At 71.3% G+C, this 20074-nt stretch carries 19 protein-coding genes and 1 tRNA gene; 13 read left to right on the top strand and 7 right to left on the bottom strand.

Annotated features, from left to right (window positions below; all coding sequences use genetic code 11):
- Positions 1–12: 12 nt before the first annotated feature.
- Positions 13–1578, bottom strand: a complete 1566-nt coding sequence (locus tag CRM89_RS24730) for a trehalose-6-phosphate synthase (protein ID WP_060593663.1) — start codon at positions 1576–1578, stop codon at positions 13–15.
- A gap of 99 nt (positions 1579–1677) precedes the next feature.
- Entirely contained in the window at positions 1678–1848 is a 171-nt protein-coding gene (locus CRM89_RS31135; protein ID WP_011207080.1) for a hypothetical protein, read from the bottom strand.
- Between the two features lie 174 nt (positions 1849–2022).
- Between CRM89_RS31135 and CRM89_RS24735 the strand changes: the two genes are divergently transcribed.
- From CRM89_RS24735 to CRM89_RS24750, 4 genes are all read left to right on the top strand, one after another.
- Positions 2023–2856, top strand: coding sequence for an alpha/beta fold hydrolase (locus CRM89_RS24735; protein ID WP_011207081.1), 834 nt, complete (start codon positions 2023–2025; stop codon positions 2854–2856).
- A gap of 198 nt (positions 2857–3054) precedes the next feature.
- Positions 3055–3297, top strand: coding sequence for an MbtH family protein (locus CRM89_RS24740; protein ID WP_011207082.1), 243 nt, complete (start codon positions 3055–3057; stop codon positions 3295–3297).
- Between the two features lie 109 nt (positions 3298–3406).
- Positions 3407–3478 (top strand) — tRNA-Thr (locus CRM89_RS24745).
- Positions 3479–3872: 394 nt separating this feature from the next.
- The gene (locus tag CRM89_RS24750; protein ID WP_098086437.1) at positions 3873–4982 is read left to right on the top strand and encodes a helix-turn-helix domain-containing protein; all 1110 of its coding nucleotides are present in this window, start codon (positions 3873–3875) and stop codon (positions 4980–4982) included.
- Between the two features lie 4 nt (positions 4983–4986).
- Here the strand turns inward: CRM89_RS24750 and CRM89_RS24755 are convergent, their stop codons facing one another.
- Both CRM89_RS24755 and CRM89_RS24760 read right to left on the bottom strand, forming a co-directional pair.
- Positions 4987–5412 (bottom strand): HIT family protein, encoded by a 426-nt coding sequence (locus tag CRM89_RS24755; protein WP_098086438.1) that lies wholly within the window; start codon positions 5410–5412, stop codon positions 4987–4989.
- Positions 5413–5451: 39 nt separating this feature from the next.
- Positions 5452–5829 carry a PH domain-containing protein gene (locus CRM89_RS24760; RefSeq protein ID WP_011207086.1) on the bottom strand — a complete coding sequence of 126 codons (378 nt, stop codon included), beginning with the start codon at positions 5827–5829 and terminating at the stop codon, positions 5452–5454.
- A gap of 222 nt (positions 5830–6051) precedes the next feature.
- Between CRM89_RS24760 and purD the strand changes: the two genes are divergently transcribed.
- Positions 6052–7323 carry a phosphoribosylamine--glycine ligase gene (purD, locus tag CRM89_RS24765; RefSeq protein WP_098086439.1) on the top strand — a complete coding sequence of 424 codons (1272 nt, stop codon included), beginning with the start codon at positions 6052–6054 and terminating at the stop codon, positions 7321–7323.
- A 3-nt stretch (positions 7324–7326) separates the two neighbouring features.
- Here the strand turns inward: purD and CRM89_RS24770 are convergent, their stop codons facing one another.
- Complete coding sequence (locus CRM89_RS24770; protein WP_228821908.1) at positions 7327–8295, bottom strand: M23 family metallopeptidase; 969 nt, start codon at positions 8293–8295, stop codon at positions 7327–7329.
- Positions 8296–8348: 53 nt separating this feature from the next.
- Here CRM89_RS24770 and CRM89_RS24775 point away from each other — a divergent pair, with 53 nt between their 5' ends.
- From CRM89_RS24775 to CRM89_RS24795, 5 genes are all read left to right on the top strand, one after another.
- Complete coding sequence (locus tag CRM89_RS24775; protein ID WP_195039592.1) at positions 8349–9524, top strand: pyridoxal phosphate-dependent aminotransferase; 1176 nt, start codon at positions 8349–8351, stop codon at positions 9522–9524.
- Between the two features lie 128 nt (positions 9525–9652).
- Positions 9653–10309, top strand: coding sequence for a TetR/AcrR family transcriptional regulator (locus tag CRM89_RS24780; RefSeq protein ID WP_011207090.1), 657 nt, complete (start codon positions 9653–9655; stop codon positions 10307–10309).
- 6 nt (positions 10310–10315) lie between these two features.
- The gene (purB, locus tag CRM89_RS24785) at positions 10316–11737 is read left to right on the top strand and encodes an adenylosuccinate lyase (RefSeq protein ID WP_011207091.1); all 1422 of its coding nucleotides are present in this window, start codon (positions 10316–10318) and stop codon (positions 11735–11737) included.
- Between the two features lie 91 nt (positions 11738–11828).
- The gene (locus CRM89_RS24790) at positions 11829–12269 is read left to right on the top strand and encodes an HIT family protein (RefSeq protein ID WP_060593652.1); all 441 of its coding nucleotides are present in this window, start codon (positions 11829–11831) and stop codon (positions 12267–12269) included.
- Between the two features lie 114 nt (positions 12270–12383).
- The gene (locus CRM89_RS24795; RefSeq protein WP_098086442.1) at positions 12384–13343 is read left to right on the top strand and encodes an alpha/beta hydrolase family protein; all 960 of its coding nucleotides are present in this window, start codon (positions 12384–12386) and stop codon (positions 13341–13343) included.
- A 7-nt stretch (positions 13344–13350) separates the two neighbouring features.
- Here CRM89_RS24795 and CRM89_RS24800 read toward each other — a convergent pair whose 3' ends face one another.
- Positions 13351–14397, bottom strand: a complete 1047-nt coding sequence (locus CRM89_RS24800) for a DUF2330 domain-containing protein (RefSeq protein WP_098086443.1) — start codon at positions 14395–14397, stop codon at positions 13351–13353.
- Between the two features lie 77 nt (positions 14398–14474).
- Between CRM89_RS24800 and CRM89_RS24805 the strand changes: the two genes are divergently transcribed.
- The 3 genes from CRM89_RS24805 to CRM89_RS24815 all read left to right on the top strand — a co-directional run bounded on the left by CRM89_RS24805 (position 14475) and on the right by CRM89_RS24815 (position 18980).
- Positions 14475–16625 (top strand): S9 family peptidase, encoded by a 2151-nt coding sequence (locus CRM89_RS24805; protein WP_098087114.1) that lies wholly within the window; start codon positions 14475–14477, stop codon positions 16623–16625.
- A gap of 76 nt (positions 16626–16701) precedes the next feature.
- Positions 16702–17403, top strand: coding sequence for a DUF2334 domain-containing protein (locus tag CRM89_RS24810; RefSeq protein WP_060593649.1), 702 nt, complete (start codon positions 16702–16704; stop codon positions 17401–17403).
- 212 nt (positions 17404–17615) lie between these two features.
- Positions 17616–18980 (top strand): dipeptidase, encoded by a 1365-nt coding sequence (locus CRM89_RS24815; RefSeq protein ID WP_098086444.1) that lies wholly within the window; start codon positions 17616–17618, stop codon positions 18978–18980.
- Between the two features lie 423 nt (positions 18981–19403).
- On the opposite strand, the gene CRM89_RS24820 is transcribed toward CRM89_RS24815, so the two are convergent.
- A complete protein-coding gene (locus CRM89_RS24820) occupies positions 19404–20054 on the bottom strand; it encodes an MBL fold metallo-hydrolase (RefSeq protein ID WP_098086445.1) in 651 nt (216 codons plus the stop codon).
- Between the last annotated feature and the right edge of the window lie 20 nt (positions 20055–20074).

Below are 20074 nucleotides of genomic sequence, written 5' to 3' on the forward strand. Positions count from 1 at the left end.
GTGTGTCCGGCGTCACCGGGTGGGCGCGTCGTTGTCCCCGTAGTCGTCGTTCTCGGTGATCAAGGCGCTGCCTGCCACCTGGTCCTGGGCCAGCGCGTCGAGGAAGGCGCGGGCCCAGCGGTCGACGTCGTGAGCGAGCACCTGGCGGCGCAGCGAGCGCATCCGGCGGCGCTTGGTCTCCCGGTCGTCCTCGAGCGCGGAGACGATGGCGTCCTTGACACTGTCCAGGTCGTGCGGGTTGCACAGGTAGGCCTGGCGCAGTTCGGCCGCCGCACCGGTGAACTCGCTGAGCACCAGCGCGCCGTTGAGGCCGCTGTGGCAGGCCACGTACTCCTTGGCCACCAGGTTCATGCCGTCGCGCAGCGGCGTCACCAGCATGACGTCGGCGGCGACGAAGAAGGCGAGCAGTTCGTCACGGGGGATCGGCCGGTGCAGGTAGTGCACCACCGGGTAGCCGACGCGGGCGAACTCGCCGTTGATGCGGCCCACCTGGCGCTCGATGTCACCGCGCATCTGGATGTAGCTCTCCACCCGCTCCCGACTGGGGGTGGCCAGCTGCACCATCACCGTCTCCGCCGGATCGAAGCGGCCCTCGACCAGCAGCTCTTCCAGCGCGTTGAGGCGGATGTCGATGCCCTTGGTGTAGTCGAGCCGGTCGACGCCGAGCAGGATGTTCTTTGGATTGCCCAGCTCCGCGCGGATCTTGGCGGCGCGCTCGCGGATCGACCGCCGGCGCGACTGCTCGTCCAGTTCGGCCGAGGCGATCGAGATCGGGAAGGCGCCCACCCGCACCGTGCGGAAGCCGACCTGCACCACGCCCAGCTTGGACCGCACGCCGACGGTGCCGCGCGAGGTCGGCTGACCGGCCAGCCGCCGCGCCAGATACAGGAAGTTCTGCGCGCCGCCGGGCAGGTGGAATCCGATCAGGTCGGCGCCGAGCAGACCCTCGATGATCTCGGTGCGCCACGGCATCTGCATGAACAGCTCGACCGGCGGGAACGGAATGTGCAGGAAGAAGCCGATGGTGAGATCGGGTCGCAGCATCCGCAGCATCTTGGGCACCAGCTGCAACTGGTAGTCCTGCACCCAGACCGTCGCGCCCTCGGCGGCCACCTTCGCGGTCTCCTCGGCGAAGCGCCGGTTGACCTGCACGTAGGCGGCCCACCAGGCCCGGTCGTAGGTGGGCCGGACGATGACGTCGTGGTAGAGCGGCCACAGCGTGCCGTTGGAGAAACCCTCGTAGTAGTCGGCGACCTCCTGGGCCGAGAGCGGCACCGGATGCAGTTCGAGCCCGTCCTCGATGATCGGGTCGACGTCGACGTCGGGGACGCCGGCCCAGCCGACCCAGGCGCCCTTGTTGTTGCGCAGCACCGGCTCCAATGCCGTCACCAGACCACCGGGGCTGCGCTTCCAGCGCGTGCTGCCGTCGGGCAGGCGTTCCAGGTCGACCGGCAGCCGATTGGCCACCACGACGAAGCCGGAACCCGCGCCCTGCGGCGCGTTCGCGCCGGTGCGCACCGCACCGGTCTCCGGGTCGGACGGGGCGTGCTGGGATTCGTCGGACGGCTGATCGGTCATCTGGTCCACTCACGCATCCTTGTTCTGTTCTTCGGGCGGCGCAGGAGCCCCTCGCTCACGCCGCGGTCGCGCTGGTCGGAATTGCCCGTTCCGACGCGGTTATTCAGCGCGGCTGTTGGGCCCGATACCCAGCATGGAGAGCAGCATCCGGCACTCGTCGGCGTCGGCGGCGTAGGCCGCGACGACCCGCTGCGCCTGCCGGGCGGTCTCGTCGGCCAGTGGTTCCAGGTCCTCGTCCGCGATATCGTTCGCGCTGCCCTTCGCGGCCATTCTTCTCGTCCTCCCGACTCGTTACGCTCGAGCGTTTCGAAGTGTCCATGGTATGCGACAAAAGTGAGCGGGTTGCCATCGCCCGCGAGCATCATCGCGCCCCCCGGCTCGATGCGGGCGCCCGGTGGTGCCTATACCGTGGGTGCGCAGCACCAACTGACGAAAGGGTCGACAATGCCGCTGGCCACGGTGAACGGAATTTCCCTGAACTACCAGGTCAAAGGTGATCGAGCCAAGGGCACCGAGGCGAAGGGATCGGCGCCGCTGGTCGTCATGATCATGGGCACCGGCAGCCCCGGCCGGGTCTGGGAGCTGCACCAGGTGCCCGCGCTGCTGGCCGCGGGCTACCGCGTGTGCACCTTCGACAACCGCGGCATCGCGCCGTCGTTCGAGGCCGCCGACGGCATCACCATCGACGACCTCGTCGGCGACACCGCGGGTCTGATCGAACTCCTCGACGAGGGCCCCGCGCTGGTGGTCGGCACCTCGATGGGGGCGCGGGTGGCCCAGGAGCTCGCCCTGGCCCGGCCCGACCTGGTGCGCAAGGCGGTCTTCATGGCCGGGCACGGCCGCCTCGACCAGTTCCAGAAGACCCTCTCCCTCGGCGAGCACGACCTCGACGCCAGCGGCATCACCCTGCCGCCGAAGTACGAGGCCGCCGTCACCGCGGTCATGAACCTCTCGCCCGCCACGCTGGCCGACGCCAACGCCGCCCGCGACTGGCTCGACCTGTTCGAGTTCACCGGCGGCCCGGTCACCCCGGGCATCCGCGCCCAGCGGCGGATGGATCACGATTTCGACCGGGTGCAGGCCTACCGCGGCATCACCGTGCCGTGCCTGGCCGTGGGGTTCGCCGACGACCGCATGATCCCCGCCTACCTCACCCGCGAGGTGGCCGAGGCCATCCCCGGCGCCCGCTACCAGGAGGTGCCCGACGCCGGCCACTTCGGCTACCTGGAGCGGCCGGAGATCGTCAACAAGATCCTGCTCGACTTCTTCGCCGCCTGAGTTCGGCCGAGGTGGATCGAATACGGCGGGGGAATCGAATACAGCCGAGGTAACCACCTACGCGTAACGTGTCCCTTGCTAGGGTCGACACAACGCTCGGGGAGTCATCCGGTGCGGGGCTCGTCGTGGCACGACCCACCGCAGCGGACGGGCCCAGGAGCCTAATCCCGTACAAGCGCCAGTATCCAGTGAGGTGAAATGAGCACCAACCCCTTCGACGACGAAGACGGCCGGTTCTTCGTCCTGGTCAACGACGAGGAACAGCACTCCCTGTGGCCCGCCTTCGCGGAGGTTCCGGCCGGATGGCGAGTGGTGTTCGGTGAGGACAGCCGCGCCGCGTGCGTGGAGTACGTCGAGAAGAACTGGACCGACATGCGTCCCAAGAGCCTGCGCGACGCGATGGCCGCCGACGACGCGGCCCGGCAGGGCGCCCAGTCCTGACGCCGCGGTAGTCGATACTGCGCCGGGAATCTCTCGCTTGACCGCCGCCGCGTGCACCGATATCCGGTGCCACGCGGCGCGCGGGCGCGGTTATGATGACACCGCTCCCGCCTCCTTAGCTCAGTGGTAGAGCACTCGCCTTGTAAGCGAAAGGTCGTCAGTTCAATCCTGACAGGGGGCTCTCTCTCCAGAAAATGGCTCCGACCCGAGGGTCGGAGCCATTTCCTTTCCCAGGGGTGTTCGCACCGCTCAGGGTGCCCGATCAATGGAGGTCGGCCCGGCGATGGGGCGAGGCATTGAGCGGGCCCGCGGTGGCCGTGGCCGGGGGCGCACCCGCTGCTCGGGGTGTTCGAGCGCTTCCAGCGTGCTCGCGTGCTGGCGCTGGTCGGTGAGCGCCTGGCCGCGGAATCGGCGGTGCACCTGGCGGATCGCGCCCAGGAGGCCGCCGAGGGCGGATCGAGAGTCGGTGCATCGGAAGGCGTTGGTGGCGAACGACGGTGGGGCCGAAAGGTGTGCGTGCTTGGCGGGCAACGGCTTACGGTGGTGCCGGGGTTCCGGCTGAACCGGAGGATCGTATGCACAGGGGTGCTCGGTTGCGGGCCGCGCGGGAGGCGGCGGGCGTCGGCCTGCGCGAGATGGCGAGGCTCACGCATTACTCGCCCGCGTATCTGTCGCTCGTCGAGTGCGGGAAGCGGCCGGTGCCGCCCGCGGTCGCTGCCGCCTACGGCGCGGTGCTCGGCGAGGCCGCCGACGGGGACCCTGCCGGAGCGGAATGGGTGGCGCGGGTCGCGGCATCCGATGTCTGCGGCGCGACACTCGAGCGGCTGGAGACGGCGGTGGACGATCTGGCGGTGGCGTACGCGACGACACCGCCCGCGGAACTCCTGGTCGACATCCGCCGGCAGCTCGGCGGCGCAGCCCGCCTGCTCGCCGGACGGACCACGCTCGTGCAGCATCGCCGCCTGCTGGTGGCCGCCGGGTGGCTCGCGCTGCTGGCGGGCACCTGCCACATCGACCTCGGGCACCGGCGGGCCGCCGATGTCCGGCTGCGCGCGGCTCGGGAGATCGCCCGGGAGTGCGAGCACCGGGAGATCGCGGCGTGGACGCTGGAGACCCGGGCCTGGCAGCACCTCGTCGATCGCGAGTTCGGGCCGGCCGCCGAGTTGTCCGAGGCCGCGCGCCGGATCGCCCCGGGCGGCGGTTCGGCCCGCATCCAGGCCACCGCGCAGCGGGGGCGGGCCCTGGCGCGGCTCGGCGACAGCGCGGGCAGCTACGGCGCACTGCGCGGCGTCGCGCGCCTGGTGTCCGGCCTGCGCGCCCCGGAGCGGCCCGAGCACCACTTCCGTTACGACCCGGCGAAGGCCGACGCCTACGTCGCCACGACGCTGTCCTGGCTCGGTGATCCGGCGGCGGAGTCCTACGCCCGCCACGTCCTGCTGGATCTGGAGCGCGCGGCGTGCGTGCGGCCCCGTCGCATCGCCATGGCGCGGCTCGACCTGGGGCTGGCACTGGTGGCGGCGGGCAAGCCGGAGGAGGCCACGGACGTGGCGCTGGCCGTGGTCACCTCCGGCCGGTTGGTGCCGTCGCACCACTGGCGGGTGGCGGACGTCGTGGCCGCGATCGGGCAGCACGACCGGCGCGGCGCCGCGCTGGTGTGCGCGGCGTTCCGGGACACCTACGCCTGACCGCTCAGTCCGGGACGTTGGCCGAATGCCCGAGATCCCGCAGGGCCTGCTTGATCTTGGCCTGGGCTTCGTCGAGGGATTCGGGGGAGGGGTCGGGGTCGGCGCCGGAGATGTCGAAGTTGCCCATCTCGTAGGCGGGGAAGACGTGCAGGTGCAGGTGCGGGACCTCGAGGCCGGCGATGAGCAGGCCGGCGCGCGGGGCGTCGAAGGCGGCGCGCACGGCCTGGCCGATCTTCTGGGCGACGCCGGTGAGCCGGGCGAACAGCTCGGGGTCGACGTCCTGCCACTGATCGATTTCCGCGCGCGGCACCACCAGGGTGTGGCCCTGGGTGACGGGGGCGATGGTCAGGAAGCCGACGAATTCGTCGTCCTCCCAGACGAATCGACCAGGAAGCTCACCGGCGATGATCGCGCTGAAGACAGATGCCATAGTCCGCAGACTAGTCAGGCCGCGGACCGGCCGCCCGCGCTACACCGCCACGAAGTGCGACAGGATGCCCTGCACCTCGTAGATGTCGACCTGTCGGTTGAACCGCTTGTGCACCGGTTCGGCGGTGCCGGCGATCCAGATCAGCAGTTCGGCGTCGAGGTCGAACGTGCCCGCCGTCTCCACCGCGAAATGGGTGATGGCCCGGTAGGGGATGCTGTGGTAGTTCACCTTCCGCCCGGACAGCCCCTGCTTGTCGACGATGATCAGGCGGCGGTTGGTGAACAACATCGCGTCCCGCACCAGAATGTAGGCGGCGTAGACCTGCTCCCCGTTGCCGAACAGCTTGGCGTACTCCTGCTGGGCCTGTGCCGGGTCGACCCGCCCGGCGTTGCCCATCAGTCCGTCGATCAGACCCATGATCTCCCCGTGTCCCCTCGCGGTGCCGGACCCCGGCGGCTGCTCGGGGCCTCCCTCTCCACTATCCCCGGCGCGGGCCGCGCGTGGGGGAAACGGCGACAAGCGTTTTCGCGGAGCACTGCGAACGGCGGGTGAACGGGCCCGTCCGGCCGGGCGAACGGGAGCCGTCCGGAAGGCCGATGCCCGGCGGAGCGGCACCGCGCTTCACCTAAGCTGTTGCGGGTGCGCGTACTCGTCATCGGATCCGGAGCCCGTGAACATGCCCTCGTCCTGGCACTGCGCCGGGACCCCGCCGTGACCGCGCTGATCGCGGCACCCGGCAACGCGGGCATCGCCCAGCACGCGCAGGTGCGCCCGGTCGACGCCTCCTCCGCCGACGCGGTGGTCGCGCTGGCCACCGAGGTCTCCGCCGACCTGGTCGTCATCGGCCCTGAGGTGCCGCTGGTGCTCGGCGTCGCCGACGCCGTGCGCGCGGCGGGCATCGCCTGCTTCGGCCCCTCCGCGGCGGCGGCCAGGATCGAGGGGTCCAAGGCGTTCGCCAAGGACGTCATGGCCGCGGCCGGGGTGCGCACCGCGCACAGCGAGGTGGTCGACTCGCCCGCCGAACTCGACGCCGCGCTGGACCGCTTCGGCCCCACCTGGGTGGTCAAGGACGACGGCCTGGCCGCGGGCAAGGGCGTGGTCGTGACGGCGGATCGGTCCGCCGCCCGCGACCACGGCGCCGAGCTGCTCGAACAGGGCCATCCGGTGCTGCTGGAGTCGTTCCTCGACGGACCGGAGGTGTCGCTGTTCTGCCTGGTGGACGGTGCGACGGTGGTGCCGCTGCTGCCCGCGCAGGACCACAAGCGGGTCGGCGACGGCGACACCGGCCCCAACACCGGCGGCATGGGCGCCTACACCCCGCTGCCGTGGCTGCCCGCCGAGACCGTCACCGAGATCGTCGAGGACGTGGTGCGTCCGGTCGCCGCGGAACTGGTGCGGCGCGGCTGCCCGTTCTCCGGTCTGCTCTACGCGGGGCTCGCGATCGGTGCGGCCGGTCCTGCCGTCGTCGAATTCAATTGCCGCTTCGGCGATCCCGAGACGCAGGCGGTGCTGGCGCTGCTGGAGAGTCCGCTGGGCGAACTGCTGCACGCCACCGCCACCGGCACCCTGGACAAGGTCGCGGCGCCGCGCTGGCGCGACGGCGCGGCGGTGACCGTGGTGCTCGCGGCGGAGAACTACCCGGGCAGGCCCCGGCTGGGCGATGTGATCAGCGGCGCGGGCGAGAGCTCCGGCGACGACACCGCGACCGTGTTGCACGCCGGGACCGCCACCAGGGAGGACGGCGCGCTCGTGTCCTCGGGCGGCCGGGTGCTCAACGTCGTCGGTGTCGGCGCCGATCTGGCCGAGGCGCGGGCGAAGGCCTACCAGCGGATGAGCGGAATCAAGTTGCCGGGCGGGCATTTCCGCACCGACATCGGGCTGGCGGCGGTGGAATCGCGCATCAGCGTGTAGTGCTCAGTAGCTGAGGCCGCGGGCGGCCAGCCAGGCCCTCGGGTCGACGTGCTGGCCGTTGACGATCACCTCGAAATGCAGGTGCGGCCCGGTCGAATCGCCCCGGTTGCCCATGCGCGCGATCTGCATACCGGCGGGGACGCGTTCGCCCACCGAGACGAAGAAGTCGTACATGTGGCCGTAGACGGTGATCGCGCCGTCGTCGTGCCGGATGCGTACCCAGAGGCCGAAGCCCTGGGCCGGTCCGGCGTCGATGACGGTGCCCGCGGCCACCGCGTAGATCGGGGTGCCGATGGGGCCCGCCACGTCGATGCCGTTGTGGAAGGTGCCCCAGCGGGAGCCGAAACCGGAGGTGAACATGCCGCGCGCGGGCAGCACGAAACCGCTGATGTCGGGGATGACCGAACCGGGGACGATGACGGTGCCGGGCTCGTTGATCCACGGCTGCCATTCCCCCGCGGCCGCGGCGGCGGCCTCGGCCTTGGCGCGCTCCAGGGTGGCGCGGGCGGCCGCGGCGACCACCGCCTGCTCGCGCAGCCGCTCACCGTTGGCGATGGCGTTGAGGTAGCGGCGCACCGAGGGCGGGGTGGACTGGAACTGCTGCGGGTGCGCGAAGAACACCCGCTGCGCCTCGTTCGGGCCGAGCGGACCGGTGCCCGGACGGGAAGCGACCCCATCGGCGGCGGCGACCAGCAGCACCGCGGCCAGGCCCGCGATCAGCCACTTGTGTGTGCGCAGCAGCGCGCGATACTCGGCCTTCTTCTGCTCGGTCCACCACCGCCGCGGGTCCGGGCGCGGCTTGCGCCCCAGGGCACGCGCCTCGCGGCGAGCGCGCCGCCACAGGGCGATGAGGTCGCGGCCCGCGGCCGTGGTGCGCGGGCGGGCGCGGGTACGCCAATCCGGCGGAACGACGACGATGCCTCCCGCTTCGCGTACCCGATCCAGCCCAGCGCGGCGAGCCTTGTCAAGCATTACGCCGACCATAACCCGGACCGCCGCCGCGACGGTGCTCTACCGTCGGACGGGTGTCACGAGAATCTCGCCGGTCGACCATCCCACCTTTCTACGTGATGGACGTCTGGAAAGCCGCCGCGGAACGCGCCAGAACCCACGGTGACGTCCTGGTGCTGGCCGCCGGCCAGCCCTCCACGCCCGCGCCGGCGCCGGTGCTGCGCGCGACCAAGGCCGCCATCGACGCCGAACTGCTCGGCTACACCGAGACGTTCGGTATCCTGCCGCTGCGCCGCGCCATCGCCGAACACCACAGCCGCACCTACGGGTACGCCGTCGACCCCGACGACGTGGTGGTCACGACCGGCTCCTCCGGGGCGTTCACCCTGATCTTCCTGGCCGCCTTCGACGCGGGCGACACCGTGGTGGTGGCCCGGCCCGGCTACCCGGCCTACCGCAACACCCTCACCGCGCTCGGCTGCCGCGTTGTGGAGCTGGACTGCGGTCCCGACACCCGCTTCCAACCGACCGTGGCGATGCTCGACGCGCTGCCGGAGCCGCCCGCGGGGCTCGTCGTGGCCAGCCCGGCCAACCCGACCGGCACCATGATCGACCCCGCCGAACTCGCGGCGCTGGCGCGCTGGTGCGACGAGCACGGCACGCTGCTCGTCTCCGACGAGATCTACCACGGCATCACCTACCCATCCGCAACTACGGGCGCCGACAGCCGCACCGCCTCGGCCTGGGAGACCTCGCGGACCTCGGTGGTGATCGGCTCGGTGTCGAAGTACTTCTCCATGACCGGGTGGCGGCTGGGCTGGATGCTCGCCCCGGCCGATCTGCGCCCGGCCCTGCAACGGCTGGCCTCGAACATGACCGTGTGCCCGCCGGCGATCTCGCAGTACGCGGCCGTGCACGCCTTCGGCGCGGAGGTCAAGGCCGAACTGGACGGGCACGTGCGCCGCTACGCCACCAACCGGCGGCTGTTGCTGGACGGATTGGCCGCGCTCGGCATCACCGATCTGGCGCCCGCCGACGGCGCGTTCTACGCCTACGCCGACATCGGCCACCTCACCGACGACTCGCTGAAATGGTGCGCCGAACTGCTCGGGCAGACCGGGGTCGCGCTGGCGCCCGGCATCGACTTCGACACCGTGGCCGGGCACCGGTTCGTCCGGTTCTCCTTCGCGGGCGCCACCGCCGAGATCGAGGAGGCGCTGGCCCGTCTCGGTCGCCATCTGGCCTCGTGAGTCGTTGGCGGCCAACAAGTTAGCCCGGTCCGGCACCCGTCCGGGCCGGATGAGGTAAAACAACCTCGGCTGGGTTTTCTCTTTCGATTTCGCACGGATGAACTGATGACGACTGGCACGATGGCACGGTGATAACCGCGACGACCCCGAAAGGCGAACGGCGTCGCCAAGCCCTGGTCGCCGCCGCCGCCGAGTTGCTGCTCGAAGGTGGTTTCGATGCGGTGCGGCATCGCTCGGTGGCCACGCGGGCGGACCTCCCGCTCGCCTCGACGACCTACTACTTCGAGTCGCTGGAAGACCTGATCGCGCGCGCGGTGGAGTTCAGCGGCAACGCCGAGCTGGAGGCGATGCGCCGCCGCATCGGCGAGGTGAGCCATCGTCGTCGCGGCGCCGAGGCCACCGTCGAACTGGTGCTCGACCTGCTGATCGGCGGTGACTGGCAGGACGAGGCCGCGCGCGGGCAGCTGATCGCGCGCTACGAACGCTCGGTCGCCTCGGCCCGGCATCCGGAGCTGCGCGAGGTGCAGCTACGACTACGCGCCCAGCTCGAGGAACTGCTCGCCGACGTGCTGCGCCGCTCCGATCGCGGCGTGCGGGCCGAGCATCTGCGCAGGCTCGTGGCGGTGGTGGACGGGGCCGTGGTCGCCGCGCTCACCGAGAACGACCCCGATCCCCGCCGGATGGCCAGGGCCGCGCTGCTGGAGGTGATCGACATCGTCGCGCCGCCGCTGCGCTCGCCCGGCCCGGAGCACGTCAACGGCCACGGAGTGCGGCAACTAGACTGACCCCACGTGAGCCTCGTCCCCAACGTCCTCGCCACCCGTTACGCCAGCCCCGAGCTGGTGCACCTGTGGTCGCCGGAACACAAGATCGTGCTGGAGCGGCGGCTGTGGCTGGAGGTGTTGCGGGCGCAGTCCGAGCTGGGCATCGACGTGCCCGACGGGGTGCTCGCCGATTACGAGCGAGTGGTCGACCGGGTCGATCTCGCCGCCATCGCCGAACGTGAGCGGGTGACCCGGCACGACGTCAAGGCCCGTATCGAGGAGTTCAACGCGCTCGCCGGGCACGAACACGTGCACAAGGGCATGACCAGCCGCGACCTCACCGAGAACGTCGAGCAGCTGCAGATCCGGCTCTCGCTCGAGCACGTGCACGCCCACGGCGTCGCGATCGCCGCGCGGCTGGCCGAGCGGGCCGCCGAGTACCGCGCGCTGGTGATGGCGGGCCGCTCGCACAACGTCGCCGCGCAGGCCACCACCCTGGGCAAGCGCTTCGCCTCGGCCGCCGACGAACTGCTCATCGCGCTCACCCGCCTGCGCGAGCTGATCGACCGCTACCCCCTGCGCGGCATCAAGGGCCCGATGGGCACCGCCCAGGACATGCTCGACCTGCTCGGCGGCGACCCGGCCAAGCTGGCCAGGCTCGAGCAGCAGGTGGCGCGGCACCTCGGCTTCGCCACCGTGCTGACCAGCGTCGGCCAGGTGTATCCGCGGTCGCTGGACCACGACGTGCTCTCGGCGCTGGTGCAGGTGGGCGCTGGTCCGTCGTCGCTGGCGCACACCATCCGGCTGATGGCCGGGCACGAGCTGGTCACCGAGGGCTTCCAGCCGGGTCAGGTGGGCAGCTCGGCGATGCCGCACAAGATGAACACCCGCTCCTGCGAGCGCGTCAACGGCCTGCAGGTGGTGCTGCGCGGTTACGCCTCGATGGCCGCCGAACTGGCCGGGGCGCAGTGGAACGAGGGCGACGTGTTCTGCTCGGTGGTGCGCCGGGTCGCGCTGCCGGACGCGTTCTTCGCCGTCGACGGCATGATGGAGACCTTCCTGACCGTGCTCGCCGAGTTCGGCGCCTACCCGGCGGTGATCTCCCGTGAGCTGGATCGCTACCTGCCGTTCCTGGCCACCACCCGCATCCTGATGGCGGCGGTGCGCGCCGGTGTCGGTCGCGAGACCGCGCACGAGGTCATCAAGGAGCACGCGGTGGCGGTGGCGCTGGCGATGCGCGAGCAGGGCCGCGAACCCGACCTGCTGGACCGGCTGGCCGCCGACGACCGGCTGCCGTTGGACCGGGCCGCGCTCGACGCCGCGCTGGCGGACAAGTCGGTCTTCGTCGGCGCCGCCGACGACCAGACCGGCGCGGTGATCGCCCAGGTGCAGAAGCTGGTCGAGGCCTACCCGGAGGCCGCTCGGTACACGCCGTCGCCGATCCTCTGAGGTCGTGTCCCCGCTGCCGCGCCCCGGCGTGCGAATCCGGTTGCGGCGCACGCTGCCCCGGCTGGCGCGGCGGCTCCGGTTAAGGTTCGGTGTGGATCCGTACACGATTTTCTCCGACATCATCGCCGGTCGCGCGCCCGCCTCGACGGTGTACGAGGACTCCGACGTGCTGGCGTTCATGGACATCCGCCCGATGACACCCGGCCACCTGCTCGTGGTGCCGAAGGTGCCCGCCCGCAGCCTCGCCGAACTCGATCCGGCGATCGGCGGCAAACTGTTCCAGGTGGGGCAGAAGCTGGCCGCGGCTCTGCGCGCCAGCGAGGTGGCCTGTGACGGGGTGAACTTCTTCCTCGCCGACGGGGTGGCGGCCGGGCAGGAGGTCTTCCACGTGCACCTGCACGTCATCCCGCGCACCGCGGGGGACGGTTTCGGCCTGCGCGGACGGCCGACCAGCCCGCCCCGCGCCGACCTGGACTACCTGGCCGGTTCCATTCGTGGCGCGCTGACCAGGGCGGAATCGGCGTCGTCCTGAGCCGCACGGACCTTCCGGTTTGCTGGCGAAACGCCGGGGTACCGGGGTGCGGGTGTGTCATGATCACCTGGGTTACGTTTGACGGCGTTGTCTTGCGGTGACGGAGGTGGGGACGTGCGGCGGAGAAGAATTGCCGGTGCGGTGCTGGCGGCGGTGCTCGCGGTACTCGGCCCGCTGGGCGCCGTGCAGGCCCCGGCCTCGGCGGCGCAGGTGGTGCGGGTGGACGAACTCAGCCCCACCCGGTCGGCGGTGTTCGTCGACTCGCCCGCGATGGGCCGCGTCATCCAGGTGCAGGTGCTGCACCCCGCGGGCGGCGGCGCCCGCCCCTCGTACTACCTGCTCGACGGCCTCGACCCCGGCGTCGGGCAGAGCACCTGGACCAACGCCACCGACGCCGAGGCGTTCTTCCGCGGCAAGAACGTCAACGTCGTGCTGCCCGTCGGTGGGCAGGCCAGCTACTACACCGACTGGCAGACCGACGATCCCAAGTTCGGCCGCTACAAGTGGGAGACCTTCCTCACCAGGGAACTGCCGCCGATCATCGACGCGCAGTTCGCGGGCAACGGCGTCAACGGCATCGGCGGGCTGTCCATGGGCGGCAACGCCGCCTACATCCTGGCCGCGCGCAACCCGCACCTCTACACCGCCGTCGCCGGTTACAGCGCCTGCCCGGACACCGGCCTGGCCACCGGCGCGGTGATGTTCTCCATCGCCAACCGCGGCGGCAACCCGCTGAACATGTGGGGCCCGCCCGGCAGCCCCGCCTGGGCCGAGCACGATCCCGCGCGGCTCGCGGGGAACCTGCGCGGCAAGACGCTCTACCTGTCCACCGGCACCGGCATCCCCGGGCCGCACGAAGCCGAACTCAAACCCCAGCTGGCCGAGAACATCTTCCTCGGCGGCCCGGTGGAAGTCGGGGTCAACATCTGCACCGTCGCCTTCGAACAGCGCCTGCGCGGCCTCGGCATCCCCGCCCGCATCGACTACAGCCCGGTCGGCACCCACTCGTGGTCGTACTGGCAGGACACCCTGCACGCCTCCTGGCCGACCATCGGCCGCGCCCTGGGAGCCTGAGCGCGGCTCACGCCCCCGGGCGGGCGCGGGCGACGCGGACGACCGCGATCACCACGACGGCCGCCGCCAGGCCGGCCGCGCCGAGGACGACGTATCCCGCGGGGAGGCCGAACAGCATCACCTCGTCGGTCTGCACGAACCGCCTGCGGTAGTCGGCGTCCTCGGGGGCGGCGGTGAAGGTGAAGTCGGTGGTGACGGTCGCGGGATCGGCGATGTGGACCTGCATTTCGGTGAGGTAGTCCTGCCCGGCGGCGGTCAGTTCGCGCAGCAGCGGGTCCGCGACGTCGGCCGGGTCGACGCGCCCGGCGAATTCGACCGACGAATAGTGGTGCGCCGCATCGTCGTCGGCGCGCGCCACCCGGTGCCGGTCGAGGACGTACAGGTGCACCGACTGTGGCGTGCGCGCGGCGGCCGACATCCGCATCGGATAGACGAGCCGGTCGGAGTCGAAACTCAACCGCACCGGATCGAGCGCGCCGTCCAGCGGTTGCGCCCCGGTGAGCCGCATCGCCACGAACGACCAGCCCTCGCGCACATACGGCGCCAACGTGGCGGTGACCTCGGGGCGGAGCGCATAACCGTTGGCGCCCAACCAGGTTCGCAGCCCGGTCAGATCGCCGCCGGACAGCGTGGTGGCTTCCAGCGGGCCCAGGCGCACCTGGTCCAGCACCGTCGGTGCGACCGCCGCGGGGGCGCCGGAGCCGTCCGCCGCGTCGGCGAACCACTCGGTCTCCACGACGAATTCCGGTGCGGTGAGCCGGGAGAGCTCGGCGAAGGTGTCCGGTGACCCGGCCGTGACGGTGGCGGGCCGCGGGGTGGGCACGATCAGCGCCGCGTGCTCGGACTCGGCGGTCAGCGCCAGTCGCATGAGGATCGTCTCGCGGCGGCCGTCCCAGGCCAGCACGGCCGTCTCCTGGTCGACCCGGGCGGTGTCGCCGGGGCTGACGACGCCACCGCAGGCGCACGCCGAGGCGGGCGCCACCGCCCCCATCCCGAGCGCGGTGCACAGCACCGCCGCGGCGGCGGCGAGACGGGCGGCCGTGGCGGTACGCATTCCCCGAGCCTAGTGGGCCGGTGGGTGGGCGGCGGATCGGCCGGGCGGGTCGGGCGGGGATCAGTAGGGTGGAGCCCATGTCTGTCGAGAGTGGGGTGGCGGCGCCGATCGCCAAGCGGGTGCCGACCGAACGGGTGCATCACGGCGACGTGTTCGTCGACGAGTACGAATGGCTGCGGGACAAGGAGAACCCGGAGGTCATCGCCTATCTCGAGGCCGAGAACGCCTACACCGAGGCGCAGACCGCGCACCTGTCCGGACTGCGCGAGAAGATCTTCGAGGAGATCAAGTCGCGCACGCAGGAGACCGATCTCTCGGTGCCCACCCGGATGGGCGAGTACTGGTATTACTCGCGCAGCTTCGAGGGCAAGCAGTACGGCGTGCACTGCCGCTGTCCGATCGACACCACTGCCGACGCGGCCGCGGCCTGGAACCCGCCGCAGCTCGAGGCCGAGGGCGAGATCCCGGGCGAAGAGGTGCTGCTCGACAGCAACGAACTGGCCGAGGGTCACGAGTTCTTCGCCCTCGGCGCGTTCTCGGTCAGCCACGACGGCACCCTGCTGGCCTACTCGGTCGACACCGTCGGCGACGAGCGCTACACGTTGCGGTTCAAGGATCTGCGCACCGGCGAACTGCTCGCCGACGAGATCACGGGCACCGCACCGGGCGCGACCTGGTCGCTGGACGGCACGCACGTCTTCTACCAGACCGTGGACGAGTCCTGGCGGCCCGACACCGTGTGGCGGCATCGCCTCGGCACCGGTACCGACGCCGACGTGCGGGTGTTCCACGAGCCCGACGAGCGCTACTGGGTGAGCATCGGCGCCACCCGCTCGGAGAAGTACCTGATGATCTGGGTCGGGTCCAAGATCACCACCGAGGGCTGGGTGCTCGAATCCGACGATCCCGAGGGCGAGTTCCGCGTGCTGCTGCCGCGGCGCGAGGGCGTCGAGTACTCCGCCGAGCACGCGGTGATCGGCGGGCAGGACCGGTTCCTGATCCTGCACAACGACGTCGTCGACGGGGTGAAGGCACAGAACTTCGTGCTCGCCGAGGCACCCGTGGACAACCCCGCCGACCTGCGGATCCTCATCGGTCACCGCGACGACGTGCGGCTGGAGGACATCGATGCCTTCGCCGACCACCTGGTGCTCAGCTACCGGCGCGAGGCGCTGACCCGGCTGGCGGTGTGGCCGCTCACCGAGACCGGCTACGGCGACCTGCGCGAGCTGGAGTTCGATCTGGAACTGTTCGCCGTCGGCATGGGCGGCAACCCGGAGTGGGCGCAGCCGACGCTGCGGCTGGGGCTGACCTCGTTCATCACCCCGATGCGGGTCTACGACTACGTGCCCGCGACCGGGGAGCTGCTGCTGCGCAAGGAACAGCCGGTGCTCGGCGGCTACGACGCGGGCGACTACCGGCAGCGCCGGGAGTGGGCGGTCGCCGCGGACGGCACCCGGGTGCCGATCTCGCTGGTGTGGAAGACGGGCGTCGCCGACCCGGGCGCCGAGCCCCGGCCGCTGCTGCTCTACGGCTACGGCTCCTACGAGGCCAGCATGGATCCGTCGTTCTCGGTGGCGCGGCTGTCGCTGCTGGACCGCGGCATGGTGTTCGCGGTGGCGCACGTGCGTGGCGGCGGCGAGATGGGCAGGCTCTGGTACGAGAACGGCAAGACGCTCACCAAGAAGAACACCTTCACCGACTTCGTGGCCTGCGCCCGGCACCTCATCGACACCGGCGTGACGGCACCGGACCGGCTGGTGGCCGACGGTGGCAGCGCGGGCGGGCTGCTGATGGGCGCGGTGGCGAATCTGGCGCCGGAGCTGTTCGCGGGCATTCTCGCCAACGTGCCGTTCGTCGACCCGCTCACCTCGATCCTGGACCCCTCGCTGCCGCTGACCGTCATCGAATGGGACGAGTGGGGCAACCCGCTGGCGGACAAGGATGTCTACGAGTACATGAAGTCCTATTCGCCGTACGAGAACGTCGAGGCCAAGGACTACCCGGCGATCCTGGCGATCACCAGCCTCAACGACACCAGGGTGCTCTACGTCGAGCCCGCCAAGTGGGTCGCCAAGCTGCGCGCGACCAAGACCGGTGACGCGCCGTTGCTGCTCAAGACCGAGATGAGCGCCGGGCACGGCGGGGTGAGCGGGCGCTACGCGAAGTGGAAGGAAGTGGCGTTCGAGTACGCGTGGGTGCTCGACACCGCGGGCCTGGGCGAATAACGGTCGTGACGGGGTGTTCGTCGCCCCGTCATCCGCCCTGCACGGGGCGTACATGTCGATCCGGCACCGTTGGTGCATGAACGCCGAGCTGATCGTGTCCGTGTCGGGGATCCGGGACACCACGCGGGACGCGGCGATCGAATTCGCCGCCGAGATGGACCGTCGCCAGGTACGGCTGTCGCTGCTGGTCGCGCCCCGGCTCAAGGGCAAGTACCGGCTCACCGACGACCCGGCCACCCAGGCCTGGCTGCGGGGCAGGCGTGCCCGCGGCGACGCCATCGTGCTGCACGGCTACGACCAGGCCGCCACCAAGCGCCGCCGCGCCGAGTTCGCCACGCTGCCCCGGCACGAGGCCCGGCTACGGCTCACCGCCGCCGATCGGGTGATGGAGCAGGTGGAACTGCGCACCCGGCTGTTCGCCGCGCCGCGCTGGAACGCTTCGACGGGCGCGCTGGCCGCCCTGCCCGAGGTCGGCTTCCGGCTCGCGCTCGGCCTCACCGGCATCCACGACCTGGAACGCGACACCGTGCAGCGGGCCCGCGTGTACGGCATCGGCGAAGGCTTCCGCGCCGAGCCCTGGTGGTGCCGCGCCCTGGTGATGGGCGCCGCCCGCACCGCACGCCGCGGCGGGGTGCTGCGGCTGGCCATCTCCGGCGCGCAGCTGCAACGGCCCGGACCCCGGCAGGCGATGCTCGACGCGGTGGATCTGGCGCTCTATCACGGCGCGGTCAGCGAGGTCTACCGCTGGCAGCCGGGTCCGGTCGCGCAGGCGGCCTGACCCCCTTCGGCGGCCGCGGTGCGCCGCGGCCGATCGGCGCCGCCGCAGGCGACCCGGCGAGCAACCGGCGGCGGCGCCGATCCCAGCCGGCGGGCGGCGCCCCCGGTGCGGCACGCCCGACGATGACCCGGCCCGCGCAGCGGCGGGCGCGATACGGTGACCGCACCGGTCGCCGCCGCGGCCGGGTGGAGCCATGAAGTGAGGCGCTGACGATGACTTCCGAGGAACCCCACGTCGCCGCACTGCGCGCGCGGGTCGCCGGGCTGATGGGCCAGGCGAAACAGGATCTCACCCAGCTGGTGTCGTTCAAGTCGGTTGCCGACGCGCGCCAGTTCCCGCCGCAGGAGTGCGAGGACGCGGCGCAGTGGGTGGCCGACGCGTGTGCCTCGGTCGGTCTCACCGACGTCGGCCTGCACGAAACGCCCGACGGCACCAAGGCGGTGATCGCCGCGCGCCCGGCGCCGCCCGGCGCGCCGACGGTGCTGCTGTACTGCCACTACGACGTGCAGCCGCCGCTGGACGAGGCGGCGTGGCGCACGCCGGTGTGGACGCTCACCGAACGCGAGGACGGCCGCTGGTACGGCCGCGGCGCGGCCGACTGCAAGGGCAACATCGTCATGCACCTGACCGCGCTGCGCGCGCTGGGCCCGGATCTGCCGGTGGGCGTGACGCTGGTGTCGGAGGGCTCGGAGGAGCAGGGCACCGGCGGCCTGGAGAAGTTCGTGGTGACCAACCCCGAGCTGCTGCGCGCCGACGCCATCGTCATCGGCGACTGCGGCAACTTCGCCCCCGGTGTCCCCACCCTCACCGAGACCCTGCGCGGCAACGTCAACGTGGTGGTCACCGTGGAGACGCTGGCCGGGCCGATGCACTCGGGCATGTTCGGCGGCGCCGCGCCCGACGCGATGACGGCACTGGTGCACCTGCTGGCCACTCTGCACGACGCCGACGGCAACACCACCGTGGCGGGCCTGGCCGCCGACCAGGGCTGGGACGGCGTGCAGTACCCGCCCGAGCAGTTCCGGCTCGACGCGGGCGTGCTCGACGGCGTCGACCTCGCCGGTTCGGGCACGGTCTCGCAGATGCTGTGGGCCCGGCCCGCGCTGACGATTCTCGGCATCGACGCACCCCCGGTGGTCGGCTCGGCCGCGGCCGTGCAGGCGGTCGCGCGCGCCCGGCTCAACCTGCGCATCCCGCCCGGTGTCGAGCCCGAGGACGCCCACCGCGCGCTGGTGGCCCACCTGCACGCGCACATCCCCCTGCACGCGCGGCTCACCGTGGACCTGGAGGGGCTCGGCGCCCCGTTCCGGTCCTCCACCGGCGGCCCGGCACGTGCCGCGATGGAGGCCGCGCTGACCGCCGCCTACGGCAGGCCGACCACCACCCAGGGTCAGGGCGGCTCGATCCCGCTGTGCAACGTCTTCGCCGAGACCTACCCGGCCGCGGAGATCATGCTGCTCGGCGTGGAGGAGCCCAGCTGCCTGATCCACGCACCGAACGAGAGCGTCGACCCGGCCGAGATCGAGCGCATGGCGTTGGCCGAAGCGCTGTTCCTCCGCGACTACGCGGCACGCTGACCGGACATTCGACCGAATCCGGCGAAACGACACCGAATGCCCGCCGGACCGCCGAATTTTCGGAGTTTCGGTCGGATCTTTCCGGATCGAGCCGAGCCGGTGACGCGAAAATCCTGGCGCCGGAAAGAAATTCGAGAAATTCCTGGGCGGTGGCGTTTGCGCTCCCGCGAAACAGCAAATCCTATGAGTGCAGTACCCATCCGAGAGTGAAAGAAAGGAAAGCTCTATGTTCGACGACTTGCTCGCCGCGATCGTGCTACTGATCGACACTCTCAGCGCCGGTGACGACGTGATCACCTGACCGGCACTGCCAGGCTTGCGACCCCGCCCCGCTCCCGGTATCCCCCGCCGGAGCGGGGCGGTTTCGTCTGGTCGCAGGCCGATTCCCCCGTGCCGGGCGGGATTCGGCGCAACAATCGCGGCTCAGGCGGAGAAATCCCGGCTGTCCTCCGGGTTCAGCACGGTGAACTCGGTACCGTCCGGGCCCATTTTGGTGAGCCTGCCGAAGTAGATGCCCCTCGCCTCGGGCGCCACCACGCCGAAATGAATGGGGATGGCCGTGCGCGGGTTGACCGCGCGCAGATAGTCCACCGCCTCGCTGATCTTCATCCACGGCGCGGCCGCGGGGGTGGCCAGCACGCCGACCGGCACCGGCGGCACCCACAGCGAATCGCCGGGGTGCACGAGCTGCGCCGGATCGTCGGCGGTGCCGAGCTGGAAGACCGTGTTATCGATCACGGGAATCTCCGGGTGGATCACGGCGTGCCTGCCGCCGCCACCGGTGATCCGCAGCGCGTCGAGGTCGAGCACGGCGCCGGCGTGCACCGCTTCCCAGCGGCCGCCGCGCTGGGCGGCGGTCTGCGGGTCCGAGAGCAGGCGCGCGCCGGGATTGGCCTCGACCAGCGCGTCTATCCGCTCGGGATCGATGTGGTCGGGGTGCTGGTGGGTGACCGCGATCGCGTCCAGACCGGTGATGCCCTCGAAGCCGTGCGAGAACGTGCCCGGATCGAACAGGATCTTCTTGCCGTGCAGCTCGACGAGGATACAGGAGTGGCCGAAGTGGGCTATGCGCATGCCGCCATGCTATTGGTCGG

Origin of the sequence: Nocardia sp. FDAARGOS_372 (assembly GCF_002554515.1) — a bacterium.
Classification (GTDB): domain Bacteria; phylum Actinomycetota; class Actinomycetes; order Mycobacteriales; family Mycobacteriaceae; genus Nocardia; species Nocardia farcinica.